The sequence below is a fragment of the Streptomyces sp. NPDC053750 genome, assembly GCF_044544295.1.
Lineage (GTDB): Bacteria > Actinomycetota > Actinomycetes > Streptomycetales > Streptomycetaceae > Streptomyces.
The window spans coordinates 433,912-457,005 of the sequence record NZ_JBITXB010000001.1; the positions used below are offsets into that span (position 1 = coordinate 433,912).

General features: G+C 71.8%; 14 protein-coding genes. 8 read left to right on the top strand and 6 right to left on the bottom strand.

What is annotated here, in order from left to right; translation table 11 throughout:
• Nucleotides 1-3: 3 nt before the first annotated feature.
• A complete protein-coding gene (locus ACIGO6_RS01890) occupies nucleotides 4-927 on the top strand; it encodes a LysR family transcriptional regulator (RefSeq protein ID WP_399869980.1) in 924 nt (307 codons plus the stop codon).
• Between the two features lie 76 nt (nucleotides 928-1,003).
• On the opposite strand, the gene pepN (ACIGO6_RS01895) is transcribed toward ACIGO6_RS01890, so the two are convergent.
• A complete protein-coding gene (gene pepN, locus ACIGO6_RS01895; RefSeq protein WP_399869981.1) occupies nucleotides 1,004-3,574 on the bottom strand; it encodes an aminopeptidase N in 2,571 nt (856 codons plus the stop codon).
• 113 nt (nucleotides 3,575-3,687) lie between these two features.
• Between pepN (ACIGO6_RS01895) and ACIGO6_RS01900 the strand changes: the two genes are divergently transcribed.
• Nucleotides 3,688-4,185 carry a DUF1203 domain-containing protein gene (locus tag ACIGO6_RS01900; protein ID WP_399869982.1) on the top strand — a complete coding sequence of 166 codons (498 nt, stop codon included), beginning with the start codon at nucleotides 3,688-3,690 and terminating at the stop codon, nucleotides 4,183-4,185.
• On the opposite strand, the gene ACIGO6_RS01905 is transcribed toward ACIGO6_RS01900, so the two are convergent.
• The 4 genes from ACIGO6_RS01905 to pepN (ACIGO6_RS01920) form a co-directional block, all read right to left on the bottom strand.
• Entirely contained in the window at nucleotides 4,182-5,198 is a 1,017-nt protein-coding gene (locus tag ACIGO6_RS01905) for an aspartate-semialdehyde dehydrogenase (RefSeq protein WP_399869984.1), read from the bottom strand. The genes ACIGO6_RS01900 and ACIGO6_RS01905 overlap by 4 nt on opposite strands.
• Nucleotides 5,199-5,552: 354 nt before the next feature.
• Nucleotides 5,553-8,846, bottom strand: coding sequence for a S8 family serine peptidase (locus ACIGO6_RS01910; RefSeq protein WP_399869985.1), 3,294 nt, complete (start codon nucleotides 8,844-8,846; stop codon nucleotides 5,553-5,555).
• A 306-nt stretch (nucleotides 8,847-9,152) separates the two neighbouring features.
• Entirely contained in the window at nucleotides 9,153-10,217 is a 1,065-nt protein-coding gene (locus ACIGO6_RS01915) for a hypothetical protein (RefSeq protein WP_399869987.1), read from the bottom strand.
• Between the two features lie 239 nt (nucleotides 10,218-10,456).
• Complete coding sequence (gene pepN, locus ACIGO6_RS01920; RefSeq protein WP_399869989.1) at nucleotides 10,457-13,039, bottom strand: aminopeptidase N; 2,583 nt, start codon at nucleotides 13,037-13,039, stop codon at nucleotides 10,457-10,459.
• Nucleotides 13,040-13,184: 145 nt separating this feature from the next.
• On the opposite strand from pepN (ACIGO6_RS01920), the gene ACIGO6_RS01925 reads away from it, so the two are divergent.
• A complete protein-coding gene (locus tag ACIGO6_RS01925) occupies nucleotides 13,185-13,823 on the top strand; it encodes a DsbA family protein (protein ID WP_399869991.1) in 639 nt (212 codons plus the stop codon).
• 138 nt (nucleotides 13,824-13,961) lie between these two features.
• On the top strand, nucleotides 13,962-14,747 hold the full coding sequence (locus ACIGO6_RS01930; protein WP_399869993.1) for an SAM-dependent methyltransferase: 786 nt from the start codon (nucleotides 13,962-13,964) through the stop codon (nucleotides 14,745-14,747).
• A gap of 120 nt (nucleotides 14,748-14,867) precedes the next feature.
• Here ACIGO6_RS01930 and ACIGO6_RS01935 read toward each other — a convergent pair whose 3' ends face one another.
• Nucleotides 14,868-15,509, bottom strand: coding sequence for a superoxide dismutase (locus ACIGO6_RS01935; protein WP_399869995.1), 642 nt, complete (start codon nucleotides 15,507-15,509; stop codon nucleotides 14,868-14,870).
• 457 nt (nucleotides 15,510-15,966) lie between these two features.
• Here ACIGO6_RS01935 and ACIGO6_RS01940 point away from each other — a divergent pair, with 457 nt between their 5' ends.
• From ACIGO6_RS01940 to ACIGO6_RS01955, 4 genes are all read left to right on the top strand, one after another.
• Entirely contained in the window at nucleotides 15,967-19,485 is a 3,519-nt protein-coding gene (locus ACIGO6_RS01940) for a hypothetical protein (protein ID WP_399869997.1), read from the top strand.
• A complete protein-coding gene (locus tag ACIGO6_RS01945; protein ID WP_399869998.1) occupies nucleotides 19,482-19,871 on the top strand; it encodes a hypothetical protein in 390 nt (129 codons plus the stop codon). Before ACIGO6_RS01940 ends, ACIGO6_RS01945 begins: the two co-directional genes overlap by 4 nt.
• A gap of 270 nt (nucleotides 19,872-20,141) precedes the next feature.
• Nucleotides 20,142-20,645: a hypothetical protein gene (locus ACIGO6_RS01950; protein ID WP_399870000.1), complete on the top strand. Its 504-nt coding sequence runs from the start codon at nucleotides 20,142-20,144 to the stop codon at nucleotides 20,643-20,645.
• A gap of 34 nt (nucleotides 20,646-20,679) precedes the next feature.
• The gene (locus ACIGO6_RS01955) at nucleotides 20,680-22,887 is read left to right on the top strand and encodes a S1 family peptidase (protein ID WP_399870002.1); all 2,208 of its coding nucleotides are present in this window, start codon (nucleotides 20,680-20,682) and stop codon (nucleotides 22,885-22,887) included.
• Nucleotides 22,888-23,094 lie beyond the last annotated feature (207 nt).

Below are 23,094 nucleotides of genomic sequence, written 5' to 3' on the forward strand. Positions count from 1 at the left end.
GCCATGGCCGACTGGGACATCCGCAAGCTGCGGATCCTGCGCACGCTGCGGGAGAGGGGCACGGTGACCGCGACGGCCGAGGCGCTGCGCATGACGCCGTCGGCCGTGTCCCAGCAGCTGACGAACCTCTCCCGGCAGCTCGGGGTGGAGCTCCTCCAGGCCCAGGGCAGACGCGTCCGGCTGACGGACGCGGCCCGGCTGGTACTGCGGCACGCCGAGGCCGTCTTCGAGCAACTGGAACGTGCGGACGCCGAGTTGGCCGCCCACGTCCACGGGGAGGCCGGCGAGGTGCGGGTCGGCGCCTTCTCCACCGCCGTACCCGCGCTCGTCGTACCGGCGGTGACCGCGCTGCGGGTGACGCACCCCGGGATCGCGGTGCGGGTGAGGGAGGCGGAGGCGCAGGAGGCGTACGAGCTGCTGGCCGCCGGCGAGGTGGACCTCGCGCTGTCGCTGGCCGCCCAGGCCCCGACCGCCGCCGACCCGCGCTTCACCCGGGTGCCGCTGCTCGCCGACCCGCTGGACGTCGCCCTGTCCCAGGACCACCCGCTCGCCGCCGCCGACGAACTGCGGCTGGCCGACCTCGCCGCCGAACCGTGGATCTTCGGCGGCAGCGGGCCCTGGTCCGACATCACCCGCGGAGCCTGCGAGGCAGCCGGGTTCCGGCCCCACCAGGGCCATGCGGCGGCCGGCTGGACGGCGATCCTCGCGATGGTCGAGGCGGGCATGGGCGTCGCCCTGGTCCCGCGCATGGCGGCCGTGCCGCGCGACGGTGTGGTGATGCGCGAGCTGCACGCGGACCGCCCGGTACGGCACGTGGTCGCGGCGGTGCGCAAGGGGGCCGGGGAGGGCGCCGCGGTCGGCACGGTCCTCACGGCCCTGCGCACGGTGGCGGACGCCCGCCCGAACGCCCCCGGCGGCGACGGCTGAACGACGTCCGGGCGCAACGCACACCAGGGGCGCCCGGCACGACACCGGGCGCCCCTGGTCCTGCCGCGTGGCGGAGTTACTGCGCCGCCGCGTCCGCCGCCTGGGCCTTCAGCGCGCGTTCCACGCCCGAGCGGGACTCCGAGACCAGCCGGCGCAGGGCCGCGTTCGGCTCGGCGGAGGAGAGCCAGGCGTCCGTGCGGTCCAGGGTCTCCCGGGACACCTGCACCGCCGGGTACAGGCCGACCGCGATCTGCTGCGCCATCTCGTGCGAACGGGACTCCCAGACGCCCTTCAGCGCCTCGAAGTACCGCTCCGTGTACGGCGCCAGCAGCTCGCGCTGGTCGGTCTGGACGAAGCCGGCGATGACCGCCTCCTGCACGGCGTTCGGCAGCTTGTCGGACTCCACGACCGACTCCCAGGCCTCCGCCTTGGCCGCCTCGGTCGGGCGGGCGGCACGCGCGGTGGCGGCGTGGCGCTCACCGGCGGCGGTCTTGTCCCGCTCGTACTCGGCGGCGATCTCCGAGCCGCCGAACCGCCCCACGGCCGCGAGGCGCTGCACGAACGCCCAGCGCAGCTCCGTGTCGACGGCCAGGCCCTCGATCGTCTGCGTGCCGTCCAGCAGCGCGTCCAGCAGGTCCAGCTGCTCCGGCGTCCTGGCCGTCGCGGCGAAGGCCCGCGCCCACGCCAGCTGGTGGTCGCTGCCCGCCTCGGCGGCCCGCAGGTGGGCCAGCGTGGCCTCGGTCCAGCGGGTGAGCAGCGCCTCGCGGGCGGTCGGGTCGGCGTACTGGTCGATGGCCAGCTTCACCTGGCGGTGCAGCGACTGCACCACGCCGATGTCGGACTCCTTGCCGATGCCGGACAGGACCAGGGAGAGGTAGTCGCGGGTGGCGAGCTCCGCGTCCCGGGTCATGTCCCACGCCGAGGCCCAGCACAGGGCGCGCGGCAGCGACGCGGTGAAGTCGCCGAGGTGCTCGGTGACGACGGCCAGCGACTGCTCGTCCAGGCGGACCTTGGCGTACGACAGGTCGTCGTCGTTGAGGAGCACGACCGCCGGGCGGCGCTTGCCGACCAGCTGCGGTACTGCCGTCAGCTCACCGTCCACGTCCAGCTCGACGCGGTCGCCGCGCACGAGCTTGCCGTTCGCGTCGAGGTCGTAGGCGCCGATCGCGATGCGGTGGGGCCGCAGGGTCGGTTCACCCTTGGCCCCCGCGGGAAGCGCCGGGGCCTCCTGGCGGATCGCGAAGGACGTGATGACCCCCTCCGCGTCCGTCTCGATCTCCGGGCGCAGCACATTGATGCCGGCCGTCTCCAGCCACGCCTTCGACCAGGTCCTCAGGTCGCGGCCGGAGGTCTCCTCCAGCGCGCCCAGCAGGTCGGACAGGCGCGTGTTGCCGAACGCGTGCCGCTTGAAGTACGCCTGCACGCCCCGGAAGAACGCGTCCTCACCGACGTACGCGACGAGCTGCTTGAGCACGCTCGCGCCCTTGGCGTACGTGATGCCGTCGAAGTTGACGAGCACGTCGTCCAGGTCGCGGATGTCCGCCATGATCGGGTGCGTGGACGGGAGCTGGTCCTGCCGGTACGCCCAGGTCTTCATCTGGTTGGCGAACGTCGTCCACGAGTGCGGCCACTTCGAGCCCGGCGCGTCGGCCTGGCAGGCGGCCTCGGCGTAGGTGGCGAACGACTCGTTCAGCCACAGGTCGTTCCACCACTCCATGGTGACCAGGTCGCCGAACCACATGTGGGCCAGCTCGTGCAGGATCGTCGCCGCCCGCACCTCGTACGCGGCGTCCGTCACCTTCGAACGGAACACGTACTGGTCGCGGATGGTCACCGCGCCCGCGTTCTCCATCGCGCCCGCGTTGAACTCCGGCACGAAGAGCTGGTCGTACTTCTTGAACGGGTACGCGTAGTCGAACTTCTCCTGGAACCACGCGAAGCCCTGCCGGGTCACCTCGAAGATGGCGTCCGCGTCGAGGTGCTCGGCGAGCGAGGGGCGGCAGTAGATGCCGAGCGGGACGGACTGGCCGTCCTTCTCGTAGGCGCTGTGCACCGAGTGGTACGGGCCGACGATCAGCGCCGTGATGTACGACGAGATGCGCGGGGTCGGCTCGAACTCCCAGACGTTGTCCTTCGGCTCGGGCGTCGGCGAGTTGGAGATGACCGTCCAGCCCTCGGGCGCCTTCACGGTGAACTGGAAGGTCGCCTTCAGGTCCGGCTGCTCGAAGCTGGCGAACACCCGGCGCGCGTCCGGCACCTCGAACTGCGTGTAGAGGTACGCCTGGTCGTCGACCGGGTCGACGAACCGGTGCAGGCCCTCACCGGTGTTGGTGTACGCGCAGTCGGCGACCACGCGCAGGATGTTGCGCCCCGACAGCAGCCCCGGCAGGGCGATACGGGAGTCCTGGAACACCTCGGCGGGGTCGAGGGCGTCGCCGTTGAGCGTCACCTCGTGGACCGTCGGTGCGACCAGGTCGATGAAGGACTCGACGCCGGTCTCCGCCACGTCGAAGCGCACCGTGGTCACGGACCGGTAGGTGCCGCCCTCCTGCGCGCCGGTGAGGTCGAGATCGATCTCGTACGAGTCAACGGTCAGCAGCTTCGCCCGCTGCTGCGCCTCTTCGCGAGTCAGGTTTGTGCCAGGCACGCGGTCATCTCCTCGTTATGTGTGGGTTGCGCCATCCTTCCACGTGGGCCGCACGGAACGCGATGTCCGTTTCCCGCCGGTGCGCGCGCCGGGCGCGCGCGAGCCTGGGTGTCATGCAGCACTACACCGCACGGCCCGTCCCGCCGGCCGCCCTGAAGGAACTGCGCACCACCGACGACGCGGGCCGCGCGCCGGCCCCGCTGACCGATGAGGAGGGAGGCGCCCCGCTCCGCTGCTGCCTGCGGCGCAGCCGCCCGGGTGAAAGGATCGCCCTCGTCTCCTACGCCCCGCTGCGCCGCTGGGCGGCCGGGGCGGGCGCCGATCCGGGCGCGTACGACGAGCAGGGGCCGGTCTTCATACACGCCGAGGAGTGCGCGGGGCCGGACGGGGACGGCCTCGCCTTCACCGGCGCGCACCGCACGCTCCGCCGCTACTCCACCGACGGGCGGATCCTGGGCGGGCGGCTGGTCGAGGCCGACGACGGGCCCGACGGCTTCGCGCCCGCCCTCCGGGAAGCGTTCGACGACCCGGCCGTGGCGTTCGTCCACGTCCGGGCCGTCGAGTACGGCTGCTTCCTCTACGAGGTGAGGCGGGGCTGGGACAGGCCCTAGCCCTTCAGCTCCGCCGCCACCAGCTCCGCGATCTGCACCGCGTTCAGGGCGGCGCCCTTGCGCAGGTTGTCGTTGGAGACGAACAGGGCGAGGCCGTTGTCCACGGTCTCGTCCTGGCGGATGCGGCCGACGTACGACGGGTCCTGGCCGGCGGCCTGGAGCGGGGTCGGCACCTCGCTGAGCGCCACGCCGGGGGCGCCGGCCAGCAGCTCCTTGGCGCGCTCCACGCTGATCGGGCGGGCGAAGCGGGCGTTGATCTGGAGGGAGTGGCCGCTGAAGACGGGCACGCGCACACAGGTGCCGGAGACCTTCAGCTCCGGGATCTCCAGGATCTTGCGGGACTCGTGGCGGAGCTTCTGCTCCTCGTCCGTCTCGTGCAGGCCGTCGTCGACGATGGAGCCGGCCAGCGGCAGCACGTTGTACGCGATCGGCGCCACGTACTTCTCCGGCTTCGGGAACTCGGCCGCCGACCCGTCGTGGGTGAGCTTCGGCGCGTCGTCGCCGACCTTCTTGACCTGCTCGAACAGCTCGTCCACACCGGCCAGCCCGGAACCGGACACCGCCTGGTACGTGGCGACGACCAGTGCCTCGAGGCCCGCCTCGGCGTGCAGGGGACGCAGGACCGGCATCGCGGCCATCGTGGTGCAGTTCGGGTTGGCGATGATGCCCTTGGGGCGGTCGGCGATCGCGTGCGGGTTGACCTCGGACACCACGAGGGGGACCTGCGGGTCACGGCGCCAGGCGGAGGAGTTGTCGATCACGACCGGGCCCTGGGAGGCGACCTTTTCGGCCAGCGCCTTGGAGGTGGCGCCGCCCGCGGAGAACAGCACGATGTCCAGGCCGGAGTAGTCGGCGGTGGCCGCGTCCTCCACCGTCACCCCGTCCAGCTCCTTGCCGGCGCTGCGGGCCGAGGCGAACAGGCGCAGCTCGGTGACCGGGAAGTCGCGCTCCGTGAGGATCCTGCGCATGACCGTGCCGACCTGACCGGTGGCTCCGACGATTCCGACCCTCACGGTGACTCCTTCTCCGTTTGTGCGCGTGTGTTCACGCGCGCGTTGCTCGGCCGAGACTTTTCCATCATGGGGCTCAGCCCGGCCCACCTGTCCAATTCTTTGCGCCCAGTGCCCGCACCCTGGGACGCGGCGGCTCGGACAGCAGGCGCGGTCCTTCGACGGTAACCCGGTTGAGCTGCATAAATTCACCTCAACCGGTCTCCGCGCCGCAAGCTGTGCTGTTCCGGCCCCTGCCCATCCCTTCCCGCTCCACACGACGATGTGACGTATGCCTCGCCCCGATGCGGGGTGCCACGACGAAGGGGCGGGCGCCCGACAAGGCACCCGCCCCTGACCGCACCGCACCGCACCGGACTACGGCACGACCTTCCCGATCCGCACGCTGCCGAGGCCCGCGGCCGTGCCGTGGGCGTTGACCAGCTGGACCCGGCCGAAGAACTCACGGCCCTCCGGCGCGGCGGCCAGCGCGGTGACGCTGCCGGAGAACGTCGCCGAGGCGCCCGTGCCGAGCTCCACCGGCGCCGAGTCGTCCACGGTGACCGAGCCGAGGGACGCGGCGAAGTACACGTCCCGGTAGTCGTACTCCGTGCTGCCCGACGGCACCGAGTAGCCCACGACCTCGACGGTGTACGTACCGGCGGCCGGCTTCGGGACGGAGACCGACTCCTCCGAGTCGCCGTCGGCGGACTGTCCGACGACGTTGCCGTCCTTGTCGTAGACCGTCAGGTCCAGGTCGGAGGCGGTGTCGGAGACGCCCCCGATGGCGACGTCGAGCGACGTGGCGCCCTCGGGCACCTCCACCGTGGAGGTGGCCTTCTCGCCCTGCTTGATCGTCGGACGCGTCGTCTCGGCCGAGCCGAGCGGGCCGCCGACCAGCTTGCCCTCGAGGGCGGCCAGCCGGTTGGTCACCTTCCAGGAGGCGGCGGCCGGGGTGCCGGCCTTGGCCTCGGGCACGGTCACGACCTCGGGGTCGAAGGTGGCGCCCAGGACGGTGACGTCCAGCGTGTACGGGTTGTCCAGCAGCGGCGAGGTGCGCCGCGACTCGACCTCGATCTCCCAGACGCCGGGCTGCGGGTCGGCGTACGCGCGCACGTCGGGGCGGCAGCCGTTGCCGTCGAGGTAGTTGTTGTAGCAGTACGGCGTGGAGGTGTTGTCGACCGGGACGCCGTACGGGTGGATGGCGATGAACCGGGTCTGGCTCTCGCCCTTCAGCCCGCCCATCGCCACCTCGAGCGTCTTCGCGCCCTCGGGGACGGTCACGAAGTACGACTCGGTGCTGTTGCGCTGCACGGAGTCCTTCGCGGAGAAGTCGTACTCCAGCGGGGCCGCGGCCACGACCGTGGTCATGACCAGCTTGTCGGTGCCCTCGGTGCGCGGGTCGTCGACCTCCAGGATCGCGCTCTTGAGGCCCTCGGAGCGCGGCTTGGCCTCGACCTCGACGGTCACCGGCTCGTTCAGCGGCAGCTTCACCTCGTCGGAGCCGACGATGCGGAAGGTGCCGCCGGCGTTGTTCTCGAAGTGCAGCTCGTGCCGGATCGCCCTGTCGGCCCCGGAGGTGCGGGTGAGCGTGATCTCGTACGTCTTGCGCTCGCCCGGCTTCAGGCCGCCCTCACGGTCGTAGAGGCCGGTGCCGAAGCCCGGGGTCTTGAGGAACTGGTCGATCGCGGTGTCGACCGGCGCCTTGACCGTGTACTCGTGGGCGGTGGCGCCCTTGCGGATCGACCGCCAGGCGTCGGGGATGTTGATCAGACCCGCGCCCTCCTCGTACGCCTGCACGCCCTTGATGTGGTCGGCGGTGGAGGTCAGCGCCGTGCGCAGCTTCGCCGGGGTGAGGTCGATGCGCGCCTGCTTCGCGGCGGACAGCAGCAGCGCCGAGGCGCCGGCGGCCTGCGGGGAGGCCATCGAGGTGCCCTGGAGCATGCCGTAGCCGGCGGGGAGGTCGTAGCCCGCCTCGGGGACCGGGGCGCCGGGCATCCAGGTCTGGATGGTGTTGATCGCGGCGCCGGGCGCGGTGAGCGTCGGCGTGAAGCCGCCGTCCTCACGCGGGCCGCGGGAGGAGAACGGCATCATCGCGTACTTCTTCTCCACCGCGGAGCCGTAGTTGGCGGCCCAGGTCTCGCGGGAGATGGACGCGCCGACCGAGATGACCTTGTCGGCCAGGCTCGGGTCGCCGATGGTGTTGGCGCCGGGGCCGGAGTTGCCCGCGGAGATCACCAGCTGGACGCCGTAGGTGTCGATGAGCCGGGTGTACAGCTCGGCGCGCGCGTTGTTGCCGTCGTTGAGCGCCGGGAGGCCGCCGATCGACATGTTGACGATGTCGACGCCGCGGTTGACGACGAGGTCGATCATGCCCTCGGTGAGCGCGACGTTGGTGCAGCCGCCGCTCCAGGTGCAGGCGCGCGACGAGACGATCTTCGCGCCGGGCGCGGCACCGTCCATCCGGCCGCCGAACAGGCCGTTGGCGGCGGCGAGTCCGGCCACGTGCGAGCCGTGCGAGCCCTCGATCACGCCGATGTTGACGAAGTCGGCCTTCGCGCCGGCCCCGTTGAGGACGACGTCCTTGCGGATCTCGACCACGAACGGCTGGCGCTCGGCCACGTCCGTCTTCGGGTCGTCGGTGCCGAAGTACCCGATCTGGAAGCCGTCCTTGTAGGGCTTCATCGGGGTGTCGTCGGCGAAGTCTTGGTTGTTGTTCAGGTCGACGCGGACCGTGCCGGCCGCCGCGTCGTACAGGACGCCCCAGGAGTCGGTGGTGTCGCCGTCCCGGTTGGCGTCGCCCGCGGCGTCACCGCCGGTGGTGTACGACTCCAGGAAGGTGCTGACCCGGTACGAGCCCGCCGGTGCCGTCCACGTCTGCCCGCCGTAGGTGAAGGTCGGCCCGGTCACCGAGGCGGTCATCGGGCGCCAGGTCCGGTCGCCGTCGACGACCGGGTCGGTCGCGGTCACCCAGTCGACGATCTTGCGCTCGCCGGTGGTGGTCTTCTGCAGCGCCGGGTGGCCGAGGTCGACGCCCGAGTCGAGGATGCCGATGGTGATGCCGCGGCCGTCCGCCTTCGGGTTCTTCTTCACGAAGTCGACGGCGCCCGTCTCGAAGGACGGGTTGTACGGGTTCTCGGCGGGGGTCCCGCGGTCCGGCGCCGGGTAGGAACGGCCCTTCTCGGCGGCGCCCTTGGCCATGTCCGCGCCCGGCGTCGGGTCGTCCAGCGGGATCTCGTCGCGCAGGTCGATGCCGTGCACGGAGGAGAGCTTCGCGGCGGCGGCGATGGCCGAGTCCGCCTTGGCGGTGGGGACGGTGGCGCGGACGTAGCCGAGCTCGTCGTAGGTCCGGCCGACGGTGCCGCCGCCGACCGCGTCCAGCTCCTTCGCCACCTGCTCGGTCCGGCCCGGAGCGGTGGCGACCATCAGCGTGACGTTCTTGGCGCCGTCCGCCTTCGCCTCGGCGAGCAGGTCGGCGTCGTCGGAACCGAGCTTGTCGTGCGCCGACTTCACGGAGGCGTCGGCGGGTGGCGCGGTCCACGGGTCGTCGGCGGCGAAGGCCGCGGGTATCGGTGCGGCCGCCGCGAGGGCGGCGACGAGACCCGCGGCCACGGCTGTGCGGGCCGCGCGTCTCGCGCCCGATATCGGTTCGCGCTGGGGGGTGTGGGTCATCGGCATCCCTTGTAGGTAAAGGAACGTGCGTCAACGACCGGGCCCGATCGGTCCTGGCCGAAGCAGTCCGGAATCCGATCCCGGACGACCGCTCAGCTTTACTCAAGGGATCACTGTTTGGGGAGAGTTGTCCGGGACGGGATGGAGTCATGGCGTACTTCCGCCATACGCCATCGGGGACGTATGGGGCGCGCTGTGACAATCCTGTGAGACTTGTAGTCCTGCCGGACACGTGAGGAGGGACCGCCGGGCGGCACGCGCCCCGCGGTCCCTCCTCTCCCCTCCTGATGCCGCTCCCGGCCGTCACTACCGGGGCAACACCACGACGTACGCCGCGGGTGCCCGGTCCCCGGCCGCCATCAACGCCGTACGGACGACGGCCGCCTGGTGCTCCAGGGAGTCCCGCAGCTTGCGCGGCGTGACGTGCACGACGGTGATGCCCAGTCGTTCCAGGTGCTCGCGCTTGCGGGCGTGTTCCGCCCAGAGCGCGTCGTCCTGCTGCTGCCGGTGGCCGCGGGTGTCCAGCTCCAGCGCCACCGCCTGCTCGGGCCAGTAGGCGTCCAGGCCGCCGAGGTGGGGGCCGCCGGGCAGGCGCAGGTCGACGTTCCAGACCGGCTCCGGCAGACCGTGCTCGCGCACCATCCGGTACAGCCGCTGCTCCGCCAGGGCCCGTCCCTCGGCGACCAGCGAGTCCACGGCGTCCACCACGTGCGGGCGGCTCAGCAGCCGGGCCCGGTTCAGCTCCCGTACCACCGCGGCCGGTTCGCAGTGCCCGGAGCGCACCGCCTCCGTCAGCAGCCGGCGGACCGCGCCCGCGTCCGTCAGCTCCGCCACCGCGTCGGCCAGCGCCCGCGCCACCGGCGCGACCGGCACCCCGGTGACCTGCTCGGCGGTGGGCAGCGCGGTCGTGCGTACGATCCGCGCGCAGCCCGTCGTGCGCAGTCGGCGCAGCCGAGGGACCAGGACGTCGATGGCGTCCAGCGACGGCAGCGGGGGAGCGGTGACGAAGCCGTGCAGCGTCAGCGCGGCCAGGCCCGTGATCATCGCCTCGGCGTAGGCGGGTGCGGGCGTCTCCTCCCGGCCCGGCTGGACCGGCACGCCGGCGGTGACCCCGGCGCTCCCCCCGGCGGTCCGGTCCCGCGCCGCGTACAGCAGCACCGCGTGCAGGCGTTCCTCGCTCGTCGGCGGACCCGGGTGGAGCAGGACGACGTTGGGGAGGAGTTGCTGCCAGGGGCCGCCGGGCCGGCACTGCTCCTGGGTCTCGGCGGCGGATACTCCGTGCGTCCGCAGCTGAGCGGCCGTCATCAGGCGGCGCCGGCCGTCGGCCAGGTGGTGGAGGGGGCGCGGGGAGAGCGGGGTGTTGTGCGTCATGACCGGGGATTTCCCGCGCCGTATCCGCCCCTTAACCGCTGTTACACACCCATCACCAAACCCGGACAACCTCGCCCTAAAGGACGGGTGTTCGGATGCCGAAAACCCCTGGTCCGGTTGGCCGGGGCCAGGGGTTACGGCCGGAGTGCACGCATCTTGTAACGATGACGCAGCGCCAAATCATTGGCCAGAGCTATGGGCTCTCAAAGGGTGTGGGGCCCCGTCGCTTCGGCCGGCTCTCAACGACCGGCGGCAGCCGCGTCGCACGCCTGTCCGCGCAGCGCCCGCGCCAGGTCGTCCCGCGCCTCCAGCACCAGCCGGCGCAGCGCGGGCGCGGCGTCCTCGTGCGCGGACAGCCACGCGTCCGTCGCGTCGAGCGTCTCCCGGGAGTCCCGCAACGACGGGAACAGGCCCCGGACCACGTCCATGCCGATCTGGATGGACCGCTCGTCCCACACCCGCTCGATCGCCGCGAAGTACTTCTCGGCGTACGGCGCGAGCAGCTCCCGCTGCGAGGGCTGCGCGAAGCCCGCGATGGTCGCCTCCACCAGCGCGTTCGACAGCGCGTCCGACTCCACGACCTGCGCCCAGGCCTGCGCCTTCACCGCCTCCGACGGGCGGGCGGCCAGACAGCGCACCTGGTGGCGCTTGCCGGACGCCGTGTCGTCGCGGGCCAGCTCGGCGGCCAGCACGCTCTCGTCGGCCGCGCCGTGCGCCGCGAGCGGCTCCAGGAAGGTCCAGCGCAGCTCCTGGTCCACGTCCAGGCCGTCGATCTTCTCCGTACCCTCCAGCAGCCCCCGCAGCAGCCCCAGTTCGTCCTCGGCCGAGGCCACCGCCGCGAAGAACCGCGCCCACGCCAGCTGCTGCTCGCTGCCCGGCGCCGCGTCCCGCAGCTCGCGCAGCGCGCCCTCGCCGAGCAGCCGGCCCCCGGCCTCCCGCCAGTCGGGGGCCACGTAGTGCACCAGCGCGGACTCCGCCCAGGCGTGCAGCATCTGGAGCACCCCGATGTCGGACTCGCGCCCCCCGAACCGCAGCACCAGGGCAATGAAGTCCCGCGCCGGCAGCAGCGCGTCCCGCGTCATGTTCCACAGCGCCGACCAGCACAGGGCGCGGGCCAGCGGGTCGGTCAGCGCGCCCAGGTGCTCGCGCAGCGTCGCCAGCGAGGTCTCGTCGAAGCGGGTCTTGCAGTAGGTGAGGTCGTCGTCGTTGACGAGGACCAGCTCGGGCGCCTCGGCACCGGCGAGCTCCGCCACCACCGTGCGCGGACCGTCGACGTCCGCCTCGGCGCGCGCGTACCGCTCCAGCGCGCCCTCGGCCGTACGCCGGTACAGGCCCACCGCCACGCGGTGCGGGCGCAGCTCGGGGTGCGACTCAGCGGCCTCCTGCACCACCGCCAGCTCGTCGACGCGGCCCTCGGCGGTCAGCAGCACCTGCGGGGTCAGCGAGTTGACGCCGGCCGTCTGCAGCCAGGACCGGGCCCAGGAGGCCATGTCCCGCCCGCTGGTCTCCTCCAGCACCGACAGCAGGTCACCGAGGCGCGTGTTGCCGTACGCGTGCCGCTTGAAGTAGCGCCGGGCGCCCTCGAGGAACGCGTCCTGGCCGACGTACGCCACCAGCTGCTTGAGCACGGAGGCGCCCTTGGCGTAGGTGATGCCGTCGAAGTTGAGCTTGGCGTCCTGGAGGTCGCGGATGTCGGCGGTGATCGGGTGCGTGGACGGCAGCTGGTCGGCGCGGTACGCCCATGCCTTGCGGCGGTTGGCGAAGGTGATCCAGGCGTCCTTGAAGCGGGTCGCGCCGACGTTGGCGAACGCGCCCATGAAGTCGGCGAAGGACTCCTTCAGCCACAGGTCGTCCCACCACTCCATGGTGACCAGGTCGCCGAACCACATGTGCGCCATCTCGTGCAGGATGGTGTTGGCGCGGCCCTCGTACGACGCCCGCGTCACCCTGCCCCGGAAGATGTACTCCTCGCGGAAGGTCACCATCCCCGGGTTCTCCATCGCGCCGAGGTTGTACTCGGGCACGAACGCCTGGTCGTACTTCCCGAAGGGGTACGGGAAGTCGAAGCGGTCGTGGAAGAAGTCCAGGCCCTGCTTGGTGATCAGGAAGACGTCGTCGGCGTCGAAGTGCGGCGCGAGTCCCTTGCGGCACATCGCGCCGAGCGGGATCTCCAGTCGCGTCCCGTCCTCGAACACGCGCTCGTAGGAATCCGTCACGTAGTGGTACGGCCCCGCGACCACGCAGGTGATGTACGTCGAGATCGGCTTCGTCTCCGCGAACCGCCACACCCCGTCGACGCGCTCGCCGACGCCGTTGGACCACACCGTCCACTCCTCGGGCGCCCGCACCTCGAAGCGGAACGGTGCCTTCAGGTCCGGCTGCTCGAAGTTGGCGAAGACCCGGCGGGAGTCGGCGGGCTCGTACTGGGTGTACAGGTACACCTCGCCGTCCTCCGGGTCGACGAAGCGGTGCAGGCCCTCACCGGTGCGGGAGTAGGCGCACTGGGCGTCGACGACCAGCTCGTTGTCGGCGGCCAGGTCCTCCAGGACGATCCGGGAGCCGTCGAAGACCTCGCTCGGGTCGAGGTCGCGGCCGTTGAGGGACACGGCGGTGACGCTCGGCGCGACCAGGTCGGCGAAGCTGCTCGCGCCGGGCTCGTTGCAGCGGAAGCGGATCGTGGTGACGGAACGGAAGGTGCGCGGACCCGCGACCTCCGCCTCTCCGGTGGCCGAGCGTACGTCGAGGGACACCTCGTACCCGTCGACGGAGAGCAGGGCGGCCCGCTCCCGGGCCTCGTCGCGGGACAGATTCTCACCGGGCACGGGCGGCACTCCCTCGGGTGGTGTTCAGTATGCGGACAGCACCGATCCTGCCATGTGCCCCTGACGGGCGGCAGCCGGGAATGGCCACGGCGTGCGGCCGGTTGCCAGGAGAAAAGCTCGGCCCTGTTGCCTCCTGAGGAGAGACATGTCGGAGAAGACCCCCGTCGACTTCTGGTTCGACCCGCTGTGCCCGTGGGCCTGGATGACCTCCCGCTGGGTCCTGGAGGTGGAGAAGGTCCGGGACATCGAGGTCCGCTGGCACGTGATGAGCCTCGCGGTCCTCAACGAGGACAAGATCGACGAGCTGCCCGAGGAGTACCGGGAGATGCTCGAGACCAAGGCATGGGGCCCGGTCCGCGTCGTCATCGCGGCCCAGGAGGAGCACGGCGCCGACGTCCTCGGCGACCTCTACACCGCGCTCGGCACCCGCTTCCACAACCAGGGCGAGGGCCCGGAGAAGGAGACGGTCGCCGCCGCCCTGAAGGACGTGGGCCTGCCCGAGTCCCTCATGGACCACTGGGACGACACCCCCTACGAGCCCCAGCTGCGCGCCTCCCACAAGGAGGGCATCGACAAGGTCGGCCAGGAGGTCGGCACCCCGGTCATCGCCGTCCCCGGCGCCGACGGCGAGCAGATCGCGTTCTTCGGCCCGGTCGTCACCCCCGCCCCCAAGGGCGAGGACGCCGCCAAGCTCTGGGACGGCACCCTCGCGGTCGCCTCCGTCCCCGGCTTCTACGAGATCAAGCGCACCCGTACCAAGGGGCCGGACTTCAGCAACCTGTAGGACCGCTCCGGCGGCACCACTCGGCGGCGGGCTTCCTCCACATCCCGGGAAGCCCGCCGTCGCCGCAGTTGTGCCGCACGCCCCGCCCGGACGTAGCACCATGTGTCGAACACCGACCCTGGAGGCGAGTCCCACCCCATGACGGAGATCGACACCTCGGTGCCGCACTCGGCCCGGATCTGGAACTACTGGCTGGGCGGCAAGGACAACTACCCCGTGGACGAGGCGGCCGGCGACGCCTACACCGCGGTCTTCCCCGGCATCGTCACCATCGCCCGCAGCAGCCGCGCCTTCCTCGGCCGCAGCATCCGGTACCTGGTGCGGGAGGCCGGGGTACGCCAGTTCCTGGACGTCGGCACCGGACTGCCGACCGTCGACAACACCCACGAGGTGGCCCAGCGGCACGCCCCCGAGGCACGGATCGTCTACGTCGACAACGACCCGCTGGTCCTCGCGCACGCCCGCGCCCTGCTCACCTCCAGCCCCGAGGGCGCCACCGCCTACGAGGACATGAGCCTGTTCGAGCCGGAGCGCATCCTGGAGGCCGCGGGCCGCACCCTCGACCTGACCCGCCCCACCGCCCTCATCCTCAGCGGCATCCTCGGCCACGTCGCCGACCACGACCGGGCCCGTGACCTGGTCCGCCGCCTGATGGCCGGCCTGCCCTCCGGCAGCCACCTCTGCGTCAACGACGGCTCCCGCGGCACCGACCCGGACTACGAGGCGGCCCAGGACGGCTACAACGAGACCGGCGCCGTCCCCTACTTCCTGCGCCCGGTGGAGCAGATCGAGGCCTACTTCGAAGGGCTCGACCTCGTCGACCCCGGCGTGGTGTCCGTCCCGCTGTGGCGCCCGGACCCGGCCCCCGACGGCACGGAGCCGCGGCCCATCGGCCAGCACGGAGGCCTCGCCCGCAAGCCCTGAGGCGCCCAGCGGCATACAGGAAGCCCCCGCGAGTCACGTCCTCGCGGGGGCTTCCCTCATTCCGCCTGCCGCCGTGAAGGGTGAGAAGACGATCACGAGGCAGGACGCTTCAGGCACGCCTCACGGCGCCAGCAGCAACACGTCCGCGCGGGACTTGGCGGCCTCGTAACGCTTCGCCACGTCCTGCCAGTTGACGACGGCCCACATGGCGTCGATGAAGTCGACCTTCTGGTTCTTGTACTGGAGGTAGAAGGCGTGCTCCCAGGCGTCGAAGACCAGGATCGGGGTCGAACCCTGGCCCACGTTGCCCTGGTGGTCGTAGATCTGCTCGACGATCAGCCGCCCGCTCAGCGGCTCGTACGCCAGCACACCCCAGCCGGAGCCCTGCGTGGTCGCGGCGGCCTTGGTGAGCTGCGCCTTGAAACCGGCGAAGGAGCCGAAGGACTCGGTGATCGCGTCGGCGAGGTCGCCCACGCCGTCGGCGGCCAGCGGCTCGCCGCCGCCGTCACCGGTCATGTTGTGCCAGTAGATCGAGTGCAGGATGTGCCCGGAGAGGTGGAAGGCCAGGTTCTTCTCCAGGCCGTTGATCGAGCCCCACGTCTCCTTGTCCCGCGCCTCGGCGAGCTGCTCCAGCGTGTCGTTGGCGCCCTTCACGTAGGCCGCGTGGTGCTTGTCGTGGTGCAGCTCGATGATCTCGGGGCTGATCACGGGGGCCAGCGCGGAGTAGTCGTACGGCAGTTCAGGAAGTGTGTAGACGGGCATGGCGGATCCCCTCCGACCTCTTATTGCAAAAGGCTTGCAAGTGCACGCTAGCAGCAAGAGGGTGCCGAGAGGTGTCCAAGGGGTGGCCGGGCGTGCCGTCGCGGACGCTTCGAGGGTCCGTGGGGTGGGGCGGGTCGCGTCCTCGGCGGGTCGCGTCCCCGGCGGGGCCGGGAACCGGCCTGCACCCGAATTGACCGACAGCGTCATGTCGCGATGCCCGGAAGGTTCAATTGCATCCGGTCGGCGAAGGTCGAGTGAATTCGGTCCTCTATCAATTCGTTACCAAGAACGCCACAACCCTTTCGGAGTGTGACGCAGTTCACGAAGGATTCCCGAAGCTTAGCCGAGTTCTGCCCGGTTTCTGCATTGGACGAGTCCACCGGGCGCGGGCTTCGATAAGGGGCTTGTACCGCAGGGGGCGGCGAGATTTCCCCTCGTGACCGAGAAGGGAGTCGTGGTGTCACAATCACGACGGATATTCAGCAGACGCCAGTCACTGGCCATTTTCGGCGGTATCGCGGCGGGGACGGCGCTGCCCCTGGGGATGTTCGGGTCCCGGCCCGTGTACGCGGCCGACACGCCGGCGGCCGACGGCGGTACAGGGCTGCCCGACACCGACCGCGGCAAGGTCGTGCAGGCGTACCGGACCGGCGGCCGCGCGGTGCGCGCGGCCGCGGCGGCGGCACTCGTGGGCAGCGCGGACGACGTGGCCACGTTCCTCGGCGAGAGGCTGCCCGCGGCCACGGCCGAGGACAACCGGTTCACGCTCACCGAGGCCCTGGTCACCGCGGGCAAGGCGACGCGTGCCGGGATCGGGCAGGCGTTGTCCGGCGGGGACGCGGCGGTCGCCGCCTATCTGCAGGGTGGTTTCGAGTCGGCGGTGCACGAGGACCTGGAAGTGGCCGTGACCACGGTCAACGCGCACGGCGGCAGGGCCGTGAAGCGTGAGTCCTCCGAGGCGCTCGCGACCGGTACGGACTTCGCGCTGCGGGCCTTCCTCGCCACCGGGCAGTACGACGCGAACCATGAGGACCAGCGGGTCCAGGTGACCTCCATCCTCGTGACCGCCTCGCCGCAGGTGCGGGAGTACGCGGAGCGGGCGCTCGACGACGGATCGCCGCGGGCCATCCAGTGGTTCCTGACGACGGGGCAGTACATCGCCCGGGCGCGGGACGAGGAGTCGGCGGAGATCCAGCAGCTGGTCAAGATCGTGGAGTCGGAGGGGCGGATCGCCGAGCGCAAGACCGACGAAGCGGTCGAGCTCTCCGAGCAGGCAGTCCAGGCCGCCGAGAAGGCCAAGGCGGCGGCGCTTGAGGCGAAGGCCGAGGCGCAGGCCGCCGAGCAGGACGTGCAGCGCTCGGCCAGGGCCGCGAACAAGGCGGCGCGGGCCGCCCAGGGCGCCGCGGCTGCCGCATCCACCGCGGTGTCCGCCTCGCGTACCGCGCAGGCCGCGGCCCGTCGTTCGGTGTCCGCCGCGAACGCCGCCGCGGCAGCCGCCGCCGCTGCCGGGCGCGCCGCATCGCGTGCCTACAGTGCCGCGATCAGCGCCTCCAAGAACGCGAACATGGCGGAGGCCGCCAACCAGGCGGCGCAGGCCGCGCGGCTCATGGTCGACTGGGTGCGCACCGTGGCCGCCAAGGCCAAGCTCGCGGCCCTCGCCTCCGACGCGGCCGAGGCCGCGGGCAACGCCGCCGCGGGTGCCGCGGTCAACTCGGCCGCCGCCGCGCGCGCTTCGGCCGACGCCGCCGTGTCCGCCGGTGCCGCGCAGTCCCAGGCCGCCGAGGCGCAGCGCCAGGCCGCCATCGCGGAGGCCGCCGCCGGCCGGGCCACGGCGGCCGCGAGCCGGGCCTCGACCCTGTCCCGCAGGTCGGCCGCCGCCGCGCGTACCGCGTCCGCGGCCGCCGACAGCGCGGCCAACCATGCGGAGAAGGCGGCCGATGCCGCCGAGGAAGCGGCCCGGAACGCCGGCAAGGCCGTGGACTACGCCAACCGCTCCACCGCCGCCGCGAACGCCGCCGTGGAAGCCGCGAACAAGGCGTACGACGCCGTCACCGAGGCGCGGGAGGTCGAGCAGGAGGCCCGTGAGGCCGAGATCGCCCGGCTGAACGAGGAGACCGAGGAAGCGATCGAGGTCGCCAAGCAGCAGCGGCGCGAGGAGACCGACCGTCTGGAGCGTGCCAACCGGGAGCGTACGCAGGAGGCGCGGCTGTCCGAGGAACTCGTCGCGCTGATCACCGCGATGGAGGCGGCGCTCAAGGACGGCCGGACCGGGGAGGCCGTGAGCAAGGGGCGGCAGGCCGCCGTCCAGCTGCTCGACGGGTCGGGCACGTGGACCCGGGAGGCCGCCGCGTACGCGCTGGCCGGTGTGGACGAGGACGTACTGCGCTGGATCGAGGCCGACCGGCTCATCGCCCTGCAGCAGGACAACGCGGAGTTCGTCGCGGCCACCGCAGCGATCTCCACGCAGAACGTGGCCACGGCAGCCGCGGCGGCGCTGCAGACCGAGGACGCCGGCACCATCAGGACCTTCCTGGAGAAGGGCGCGGTCGAGGCGGCCAGGGACGACAACGAGGTCGAGATCACCACGCTCCTCGCGGACTCCTCCACCGGTACCGCCGTACGGCGTGCCGCCGAGGCGGCCCTGGCGGACGGCTCCGCCGAGGCGCTGCACACCTTCCTGCACGTGGAGCGCGCCGCGGCCGTCCACGAGGACGACAAGGTGGCGGCGACCACGCTCCTGGTGAGCGGCGGCCCGTACGTACAGGCCGCGGCGAAGGTCGCCCTCGAGGGCGATACGCACATGCTGCGCCAGTTCATCGGCACGACGCAGCACGAGTTCGCGCGCATCGACCACGACCACGCCACGCACATCAGCGCGATCCGTGCGGCGATCGCGCGGGCGGCCAAGATCGCCCAGGACGCTCTCGAGGACGCGGCGCGCGCCTCCGAGGCCGCGGCCATCGCACGCCAGGCCGCCCAGGAGGCGACCGACTGGGCCAGCAAGGCCGAGGGCTGGGCGAAGGACGCCAAGGCTTCCGCCGAGGAGGCCCGGCAGAACGCGGAGGCCGCCGAAGCCTCCGCCGCGGCCGCCGCGCAGTCCGCGCAGACCGCCGCCAACGCCGCCGCTGAGGCCCGTAAGGCGAGCAGTGTGGCGCGGGACGCGGCGAACCGGGCCGTGCGCTCCGCCGAGACGGCCGCGTCCTATGCCGCGGACGCGCAGGCCTCCGCCACGCGCGCCCGGCAGGCCGAGCTCGCGGCCGGCAAGTCCTTCGCCGAGGCGGCCATTGCCGCGACCGAGGCGTGGGTCGAGGTCGTCCAGGCCGCGATCCGGCAGGCGATCCAGGACGCGATCGACAACTCGAAGGTGCCGATCGACGGCAAGACCGGCCTGCCCGACGGCGCCGAGAGCTGCCTGACGCCGTTCGGCGACCCGATCGAGCACCGCAACAACACCAACCCGTGGGAGCTGGGATGGAGCTGGCTCACCGGTAGCGGCCCCAGGTCGCAGTGCTTCGGCCCGAACGACGAGTTCACCCGCCTCTACCGCGAGCACGCGCACACGAAGGGGACGCTCGAGTACTTCCTCAGGGAGTTGCAGCGGACCGGGGAGTACAAGTTGGGCCACACCTACATGTACGACTACACGCTCAGCGGTGTCGACGGGGTGGGCAAGTACCTCACGGACTACGGCACGCTCACCACGGCCGGGCTCACCGGCAACCTCGCGTACACGTTCCTGGGCTCCCACCAGGTCCGTATGACCCCCATCCGGGAGAACGCGGACGGATCGGTCACCTGGCGCTACACCGCGTACAACGAATCGGACATCGAGTCGGCGACGCACCCGCCGGTCATCGGGTACACGGACTTGTGGAGCGACACCGTGGGTGCGTTCATCGACAAGGTCGTCGGTGACGAGGGGCCGATGTCGCCCAAGACCCAGGTGATCGAGTTCAACGTTACGCTGGGCCCTTGATCCGCAGGAGGACAGGTGGACGGTGGCTCTTCGCCGTGCTTGCCGCCTCCGCGGTGCTCGTCTCGGGGTGCTCGGGGGCGGTCGACCCGGAGGACCTGCCCGGTGTCTACCGCGACGACGACGGCGGGCGGGTCGAGCTCTCGGCGGACGGCACGTTCTCGGCCACCGGTGTGAGGACGAGCGAGGGCGCGGATCCGGTCGATTTCAGCGGAAGCTGGGACTATGAGGATCCGGGCACTTCGAGCGATTTCGTGTACCTGGTGGTGGAGGACGGCGGGCTCGGCGAGACCGGCGGGATCCAGCTCTATGTAGACGATCAGGACACGCTGTACTTCCAGTCCGATCCGGACGGCCCGGTCACGCAGGAGCTCGACAAGACGAGCTGAGCGGCCTGACGGCGCAGGGCGGGCAAGGACGCGGAGTTTTCCTCCGCGCCCTTGCCTTTTCTTCCCGGACGCCTCCCGGCGGGCCGCATTGCGAGCCATTGCGAAGTCGTTATGAAGATCGCTACAACCATTTTCGGGCGTGACACGGATCACGATCCATACTCACCGGTTGCCCGATTTCTATCCGTTTTAGGAATTGGACGCGCTCGCCAATTGCCCGCTTCGATAGCGAACTTGAACCCGAAGAACTGTCGAGATTCTAGGAATGTGATGAAGTCACGCAGCGCATTCGTGCGCATTCTGGGCGCCGCGGCCACCGCCGGCGCCCTGGCATGGGCCGTGCTCGCCCAGGGCGGCGCGGGTGCCGCCGAGTCCTCCACCGAGGCCGTGGCCGGGGCCGCGCCCGGCTACGCCGTCGAGGACTACAACTACCCGGACGCCGACAAGGTCCTGGCCGAGCAGAACGTCGTCCTCAAGCGCGGCGACGGCCACATCGTGCTCGCCGACTGCGCCGGCGGGGACAACCTCCTGCAGTTCCTCGCGCGCGACCACGAGGACGTCTGCTTCGAGGTCACCGCCGACGAGGGCTTCCTGACCCTCGAACTGCCCGCGGTGCACGGGGTGAAGACGGACGACTCCACCAACACCCACCTGGAGATGACCGCCGAGGGGGACCAGGTCGAGTACGACATCCCCGCGGACACGTGGAAGGGCGTCGGCGAGTCCGTCGACGGCCGCGAGCACGTCCTGGTCGAGATCCGCGTCACCAACTAGCCGGTGCTGCACCGTGATTGAGGAAACCACTCGTATGTCTTCCATCAGACGTCCCCGTCTGGCCGCGCTCGGCGCGGTCCTGGCCGCCGGGTCGCTCGCGCTGAGCGCGGCACCCGCCGTCGCCGTCACCGGCGGCACACCGGTCGCGGACTCGGACACCACCCACGCCTACACCGCGAAGATCACCATCGGCGCCCACGACCGCGGCTGCTCCGCCGTACTCGTCGACGCCGAATGGCTGCTCACCGCGGCCAGCTGCTTCGCCGAGGACCCGGCCGCCTCGCTCGCCGTCCCGGCCGGTGCCCCCGCCAAGGCGACCACCGCCCTCATCGGCCGCTCCGACCCGTCCGGCACGCAGGGCGCCGAGCGCCGCGTCGTCGAGATCGTGCCGCGCACGGATCGCGATGTGGTCCTGGCCCGCCTCAACCGGCCGGTCACCAACGTGACCCCGGCCCAGCTCGCCACCACCGCGCCCGCGGCCGGTGCGGAGCTGACCTTCGCCGGATACGGCCGCACGAAGACCGTATGGGCACCGCTCCAGCTGCACACCGGCACCTACACGGTCGACTCCACCGCGGCCACCTCCGCGGGTGTCACCGGCAAGGACGGCGCGGCCGCCTGCATGGGCGACACCGGTGGCCCGGTCGTCTCCGGCGGCAAGCTCGTCGGCCTCAACAGCCAGTCCTTCCAGGGCGGCTGTCTCGGCGTCGACGAGACCCAGACCTCCACCGGCGGTGTCATCGCGCGCGTCGACGACCTCGCCTCCTGGATCGGCGAGAAGGCCGGTGCCACCCGCATCGTCGACTTCAACGGCGACGCCGTCGAGGACATCGCCATCGGCGACCCGATGGCCACGGTCGGCGGCCACACCACCGCGGGTCTCGTCCGTGTCGTCCACGGCGGCGGCAAGGGCACCGCCGAGATCACCCAGGACCTCGACTGGGTGCCCGGCGGCGCCGAGGCCGGGGACCACTTCGGCAACCACCTCGCGACCGTCGACTACAACGAGGACGGCTACACCGACCTCGTCGTCTCCGCGTCCGAGGAGAACGTCGGCAGCGCGGTCGACGCCGGCTTCGTCGACATCCTGTTCGGGGGCAAGAACGGCCTCGGCAGCGGCCCGGCCGCCCGCCACTTCGAACAGGGCGCCGGCAACGGCTCCATCGCCGCCTCCGCGCCCGAGGACGGCGACCGGATGGGCGCCGCCCTCGAGGCGGGCACCACCGCCGAGGGCAAGCCCTGGGTCCTGATCGGCACGCCGGGCGAGGCGCTCGGCTCGCTCGCCAAGGCGGGCGGTGCCTTCTACGTGCACGGCGACACCAACGTCAGCGTCAACCAGGACACGGGCAACGTCCCCGGCGCGGCCGAGGCCAACGACGCCTTCGGCACCTCCGTCACGGGCGACTCCAACTTCATCGCCATCGGCGCTCCCGGTGACGCCATCGGCGGCAACGCGAACGCCGGCAACCTGGCCGTGTTCAGCCACAAGCTGGGCGCCGACGGACGGCCCACCGTGGTCACGGGCATGGACCAGGACAACGAGAAGATCAGCGGTGGCGCCGAGGCCGGTGACAAGTTCGGCCAGGCCCTCGCGCTGGTCGCCTACCGCCCGTCCGGTGCGGCCACGGCCACCGACTCGATCCTCGCGATCGGCTCGCCCGGCGAGGCCCTTGCCGCCGAGACCGGCGCCGCGCAGCAGGCCGGCGCGGGCAACGTCATGCTCGTGCACATCGCGGCCGACGGCACCTGGGACTACCTGCACGCGCTCAACCAGGGTTCCGCGACCGACGACCGCTCCGGCACGATCGAGGCCGGTGACAGCACGGGCGCGTCCCTCAGCGCGGTCAACACCGCGCCCCGCGAGGTCGGTTCGGCCGCCACTCTGAAGGTTGCCGTGGGCACCCCCGGTGAGGATCTCGCGGGCGTCACCGACGCCGGCGCCATCCACACCTTCTCGCTGATGGGCGCGGCGGGCGCCAACGACCTGTGGATCGAGGCCGGCGACGGCGACGGCATCCCCGGAGCCCCGGGCGAGGGCGACAAGCTGGGCACCAGCATCCACTTCACGCCGCGGAACCTCTACGCCGGCATGCCCTACGGGCCCACCGCCACCGGAGCCCTGCACGTCCTGCCCTTCCCGAACGCCGTACCGGGCGGTACGAGCAGGCCCGCGACCACGTACCAGCCGGGCCAGGGCGGACTTCCGGCCGTCGGCGACTACTTCGGGTACTCGGCGCGGTAACCACTGCCGCCGTACGCCCTGAGCTCCCCCGGGAACCGGCCGGTGACCCTGTCGGTCGATTCGGGGGCAGGCTCCTCTCGGCCCCGTCGGGCTTCGGCCCGGCGGGGCCGAGTGCCGCGACGTGGCTGGGGCGGGCCCGGCCACGCCCCGCACGCGAAGGGGCCCCCGCACGGAGACGAATCCGTGCGGGGGCCCCTCTGCGTGTCC

Bases quoted from the DNA above. Each gene is read 5' to 3' on its own strand.
- ACIGO6_RS01925 (WP_399869991.1), top strand. From the start codon at position 13,185: ATGTCGGAGAAGACCCCCGTCGACTTCTGGTTCGACCCGCTGTGCCCG.
- ACIGO6_RS01935 (WP_399869995.1), bottom strand. From the start codon at position 15,509: ATGCCCGTCTACACACTTCCTGAACTGCCGTACGACTACTCCGCGCTG.
- ACIGO6_RS01910 (WP_399869985.1), bottom strand. From the start codon at position 8,846: ATGACCCACACCCCCCAGCGCGAACCGATATCGGGCGCGAGACGCGCG.
- ACIGO6_RS01915 (WP_399869987.1), bottom strand. From the start codon at position 10,217: ATGACGCACAACACCCCGCTCTCCCCGCGCCCCCTCCACCACCTGGCC.
- ACIGO6_RS01900 (WP_399869982.1), top strand. From the start codon at position 3,688: ATGCAGCACTACACCGCACGGCCCGTCCCGCCGGCCGCCCTGAAGGAA.
- ACIGO6_RS01950 (WP_399870000.1), top strand. From the start codon at position 20,142: ATGAAGTCACGCAGCGCATTCGTGCGCATTCTGGGCGCCGCGGCCACC.
- ACIGO6_RS01955 (WP_399870002.1), top strand. From the start codon at position 20,680: ATGTCTTCCATCAGACGTCCCCGTCTGGCCGCGCTCGGCGCGGTCCTG.
- ACIGO6_RS01930 (WP_399869993.1), top strand. From the start codon at position 13,962: ATGACGGAGATCGACACCTCGGTGCCGCACTCGGCCCGGATCTGGAAC.
- ACIGO6_RS01890 (WP_399869980.1), top strand. From the start codon at position 4: ATGGCCGACTGGGACATCCGCAAGCTGCGGATCCTGCGCACGCTGCGG.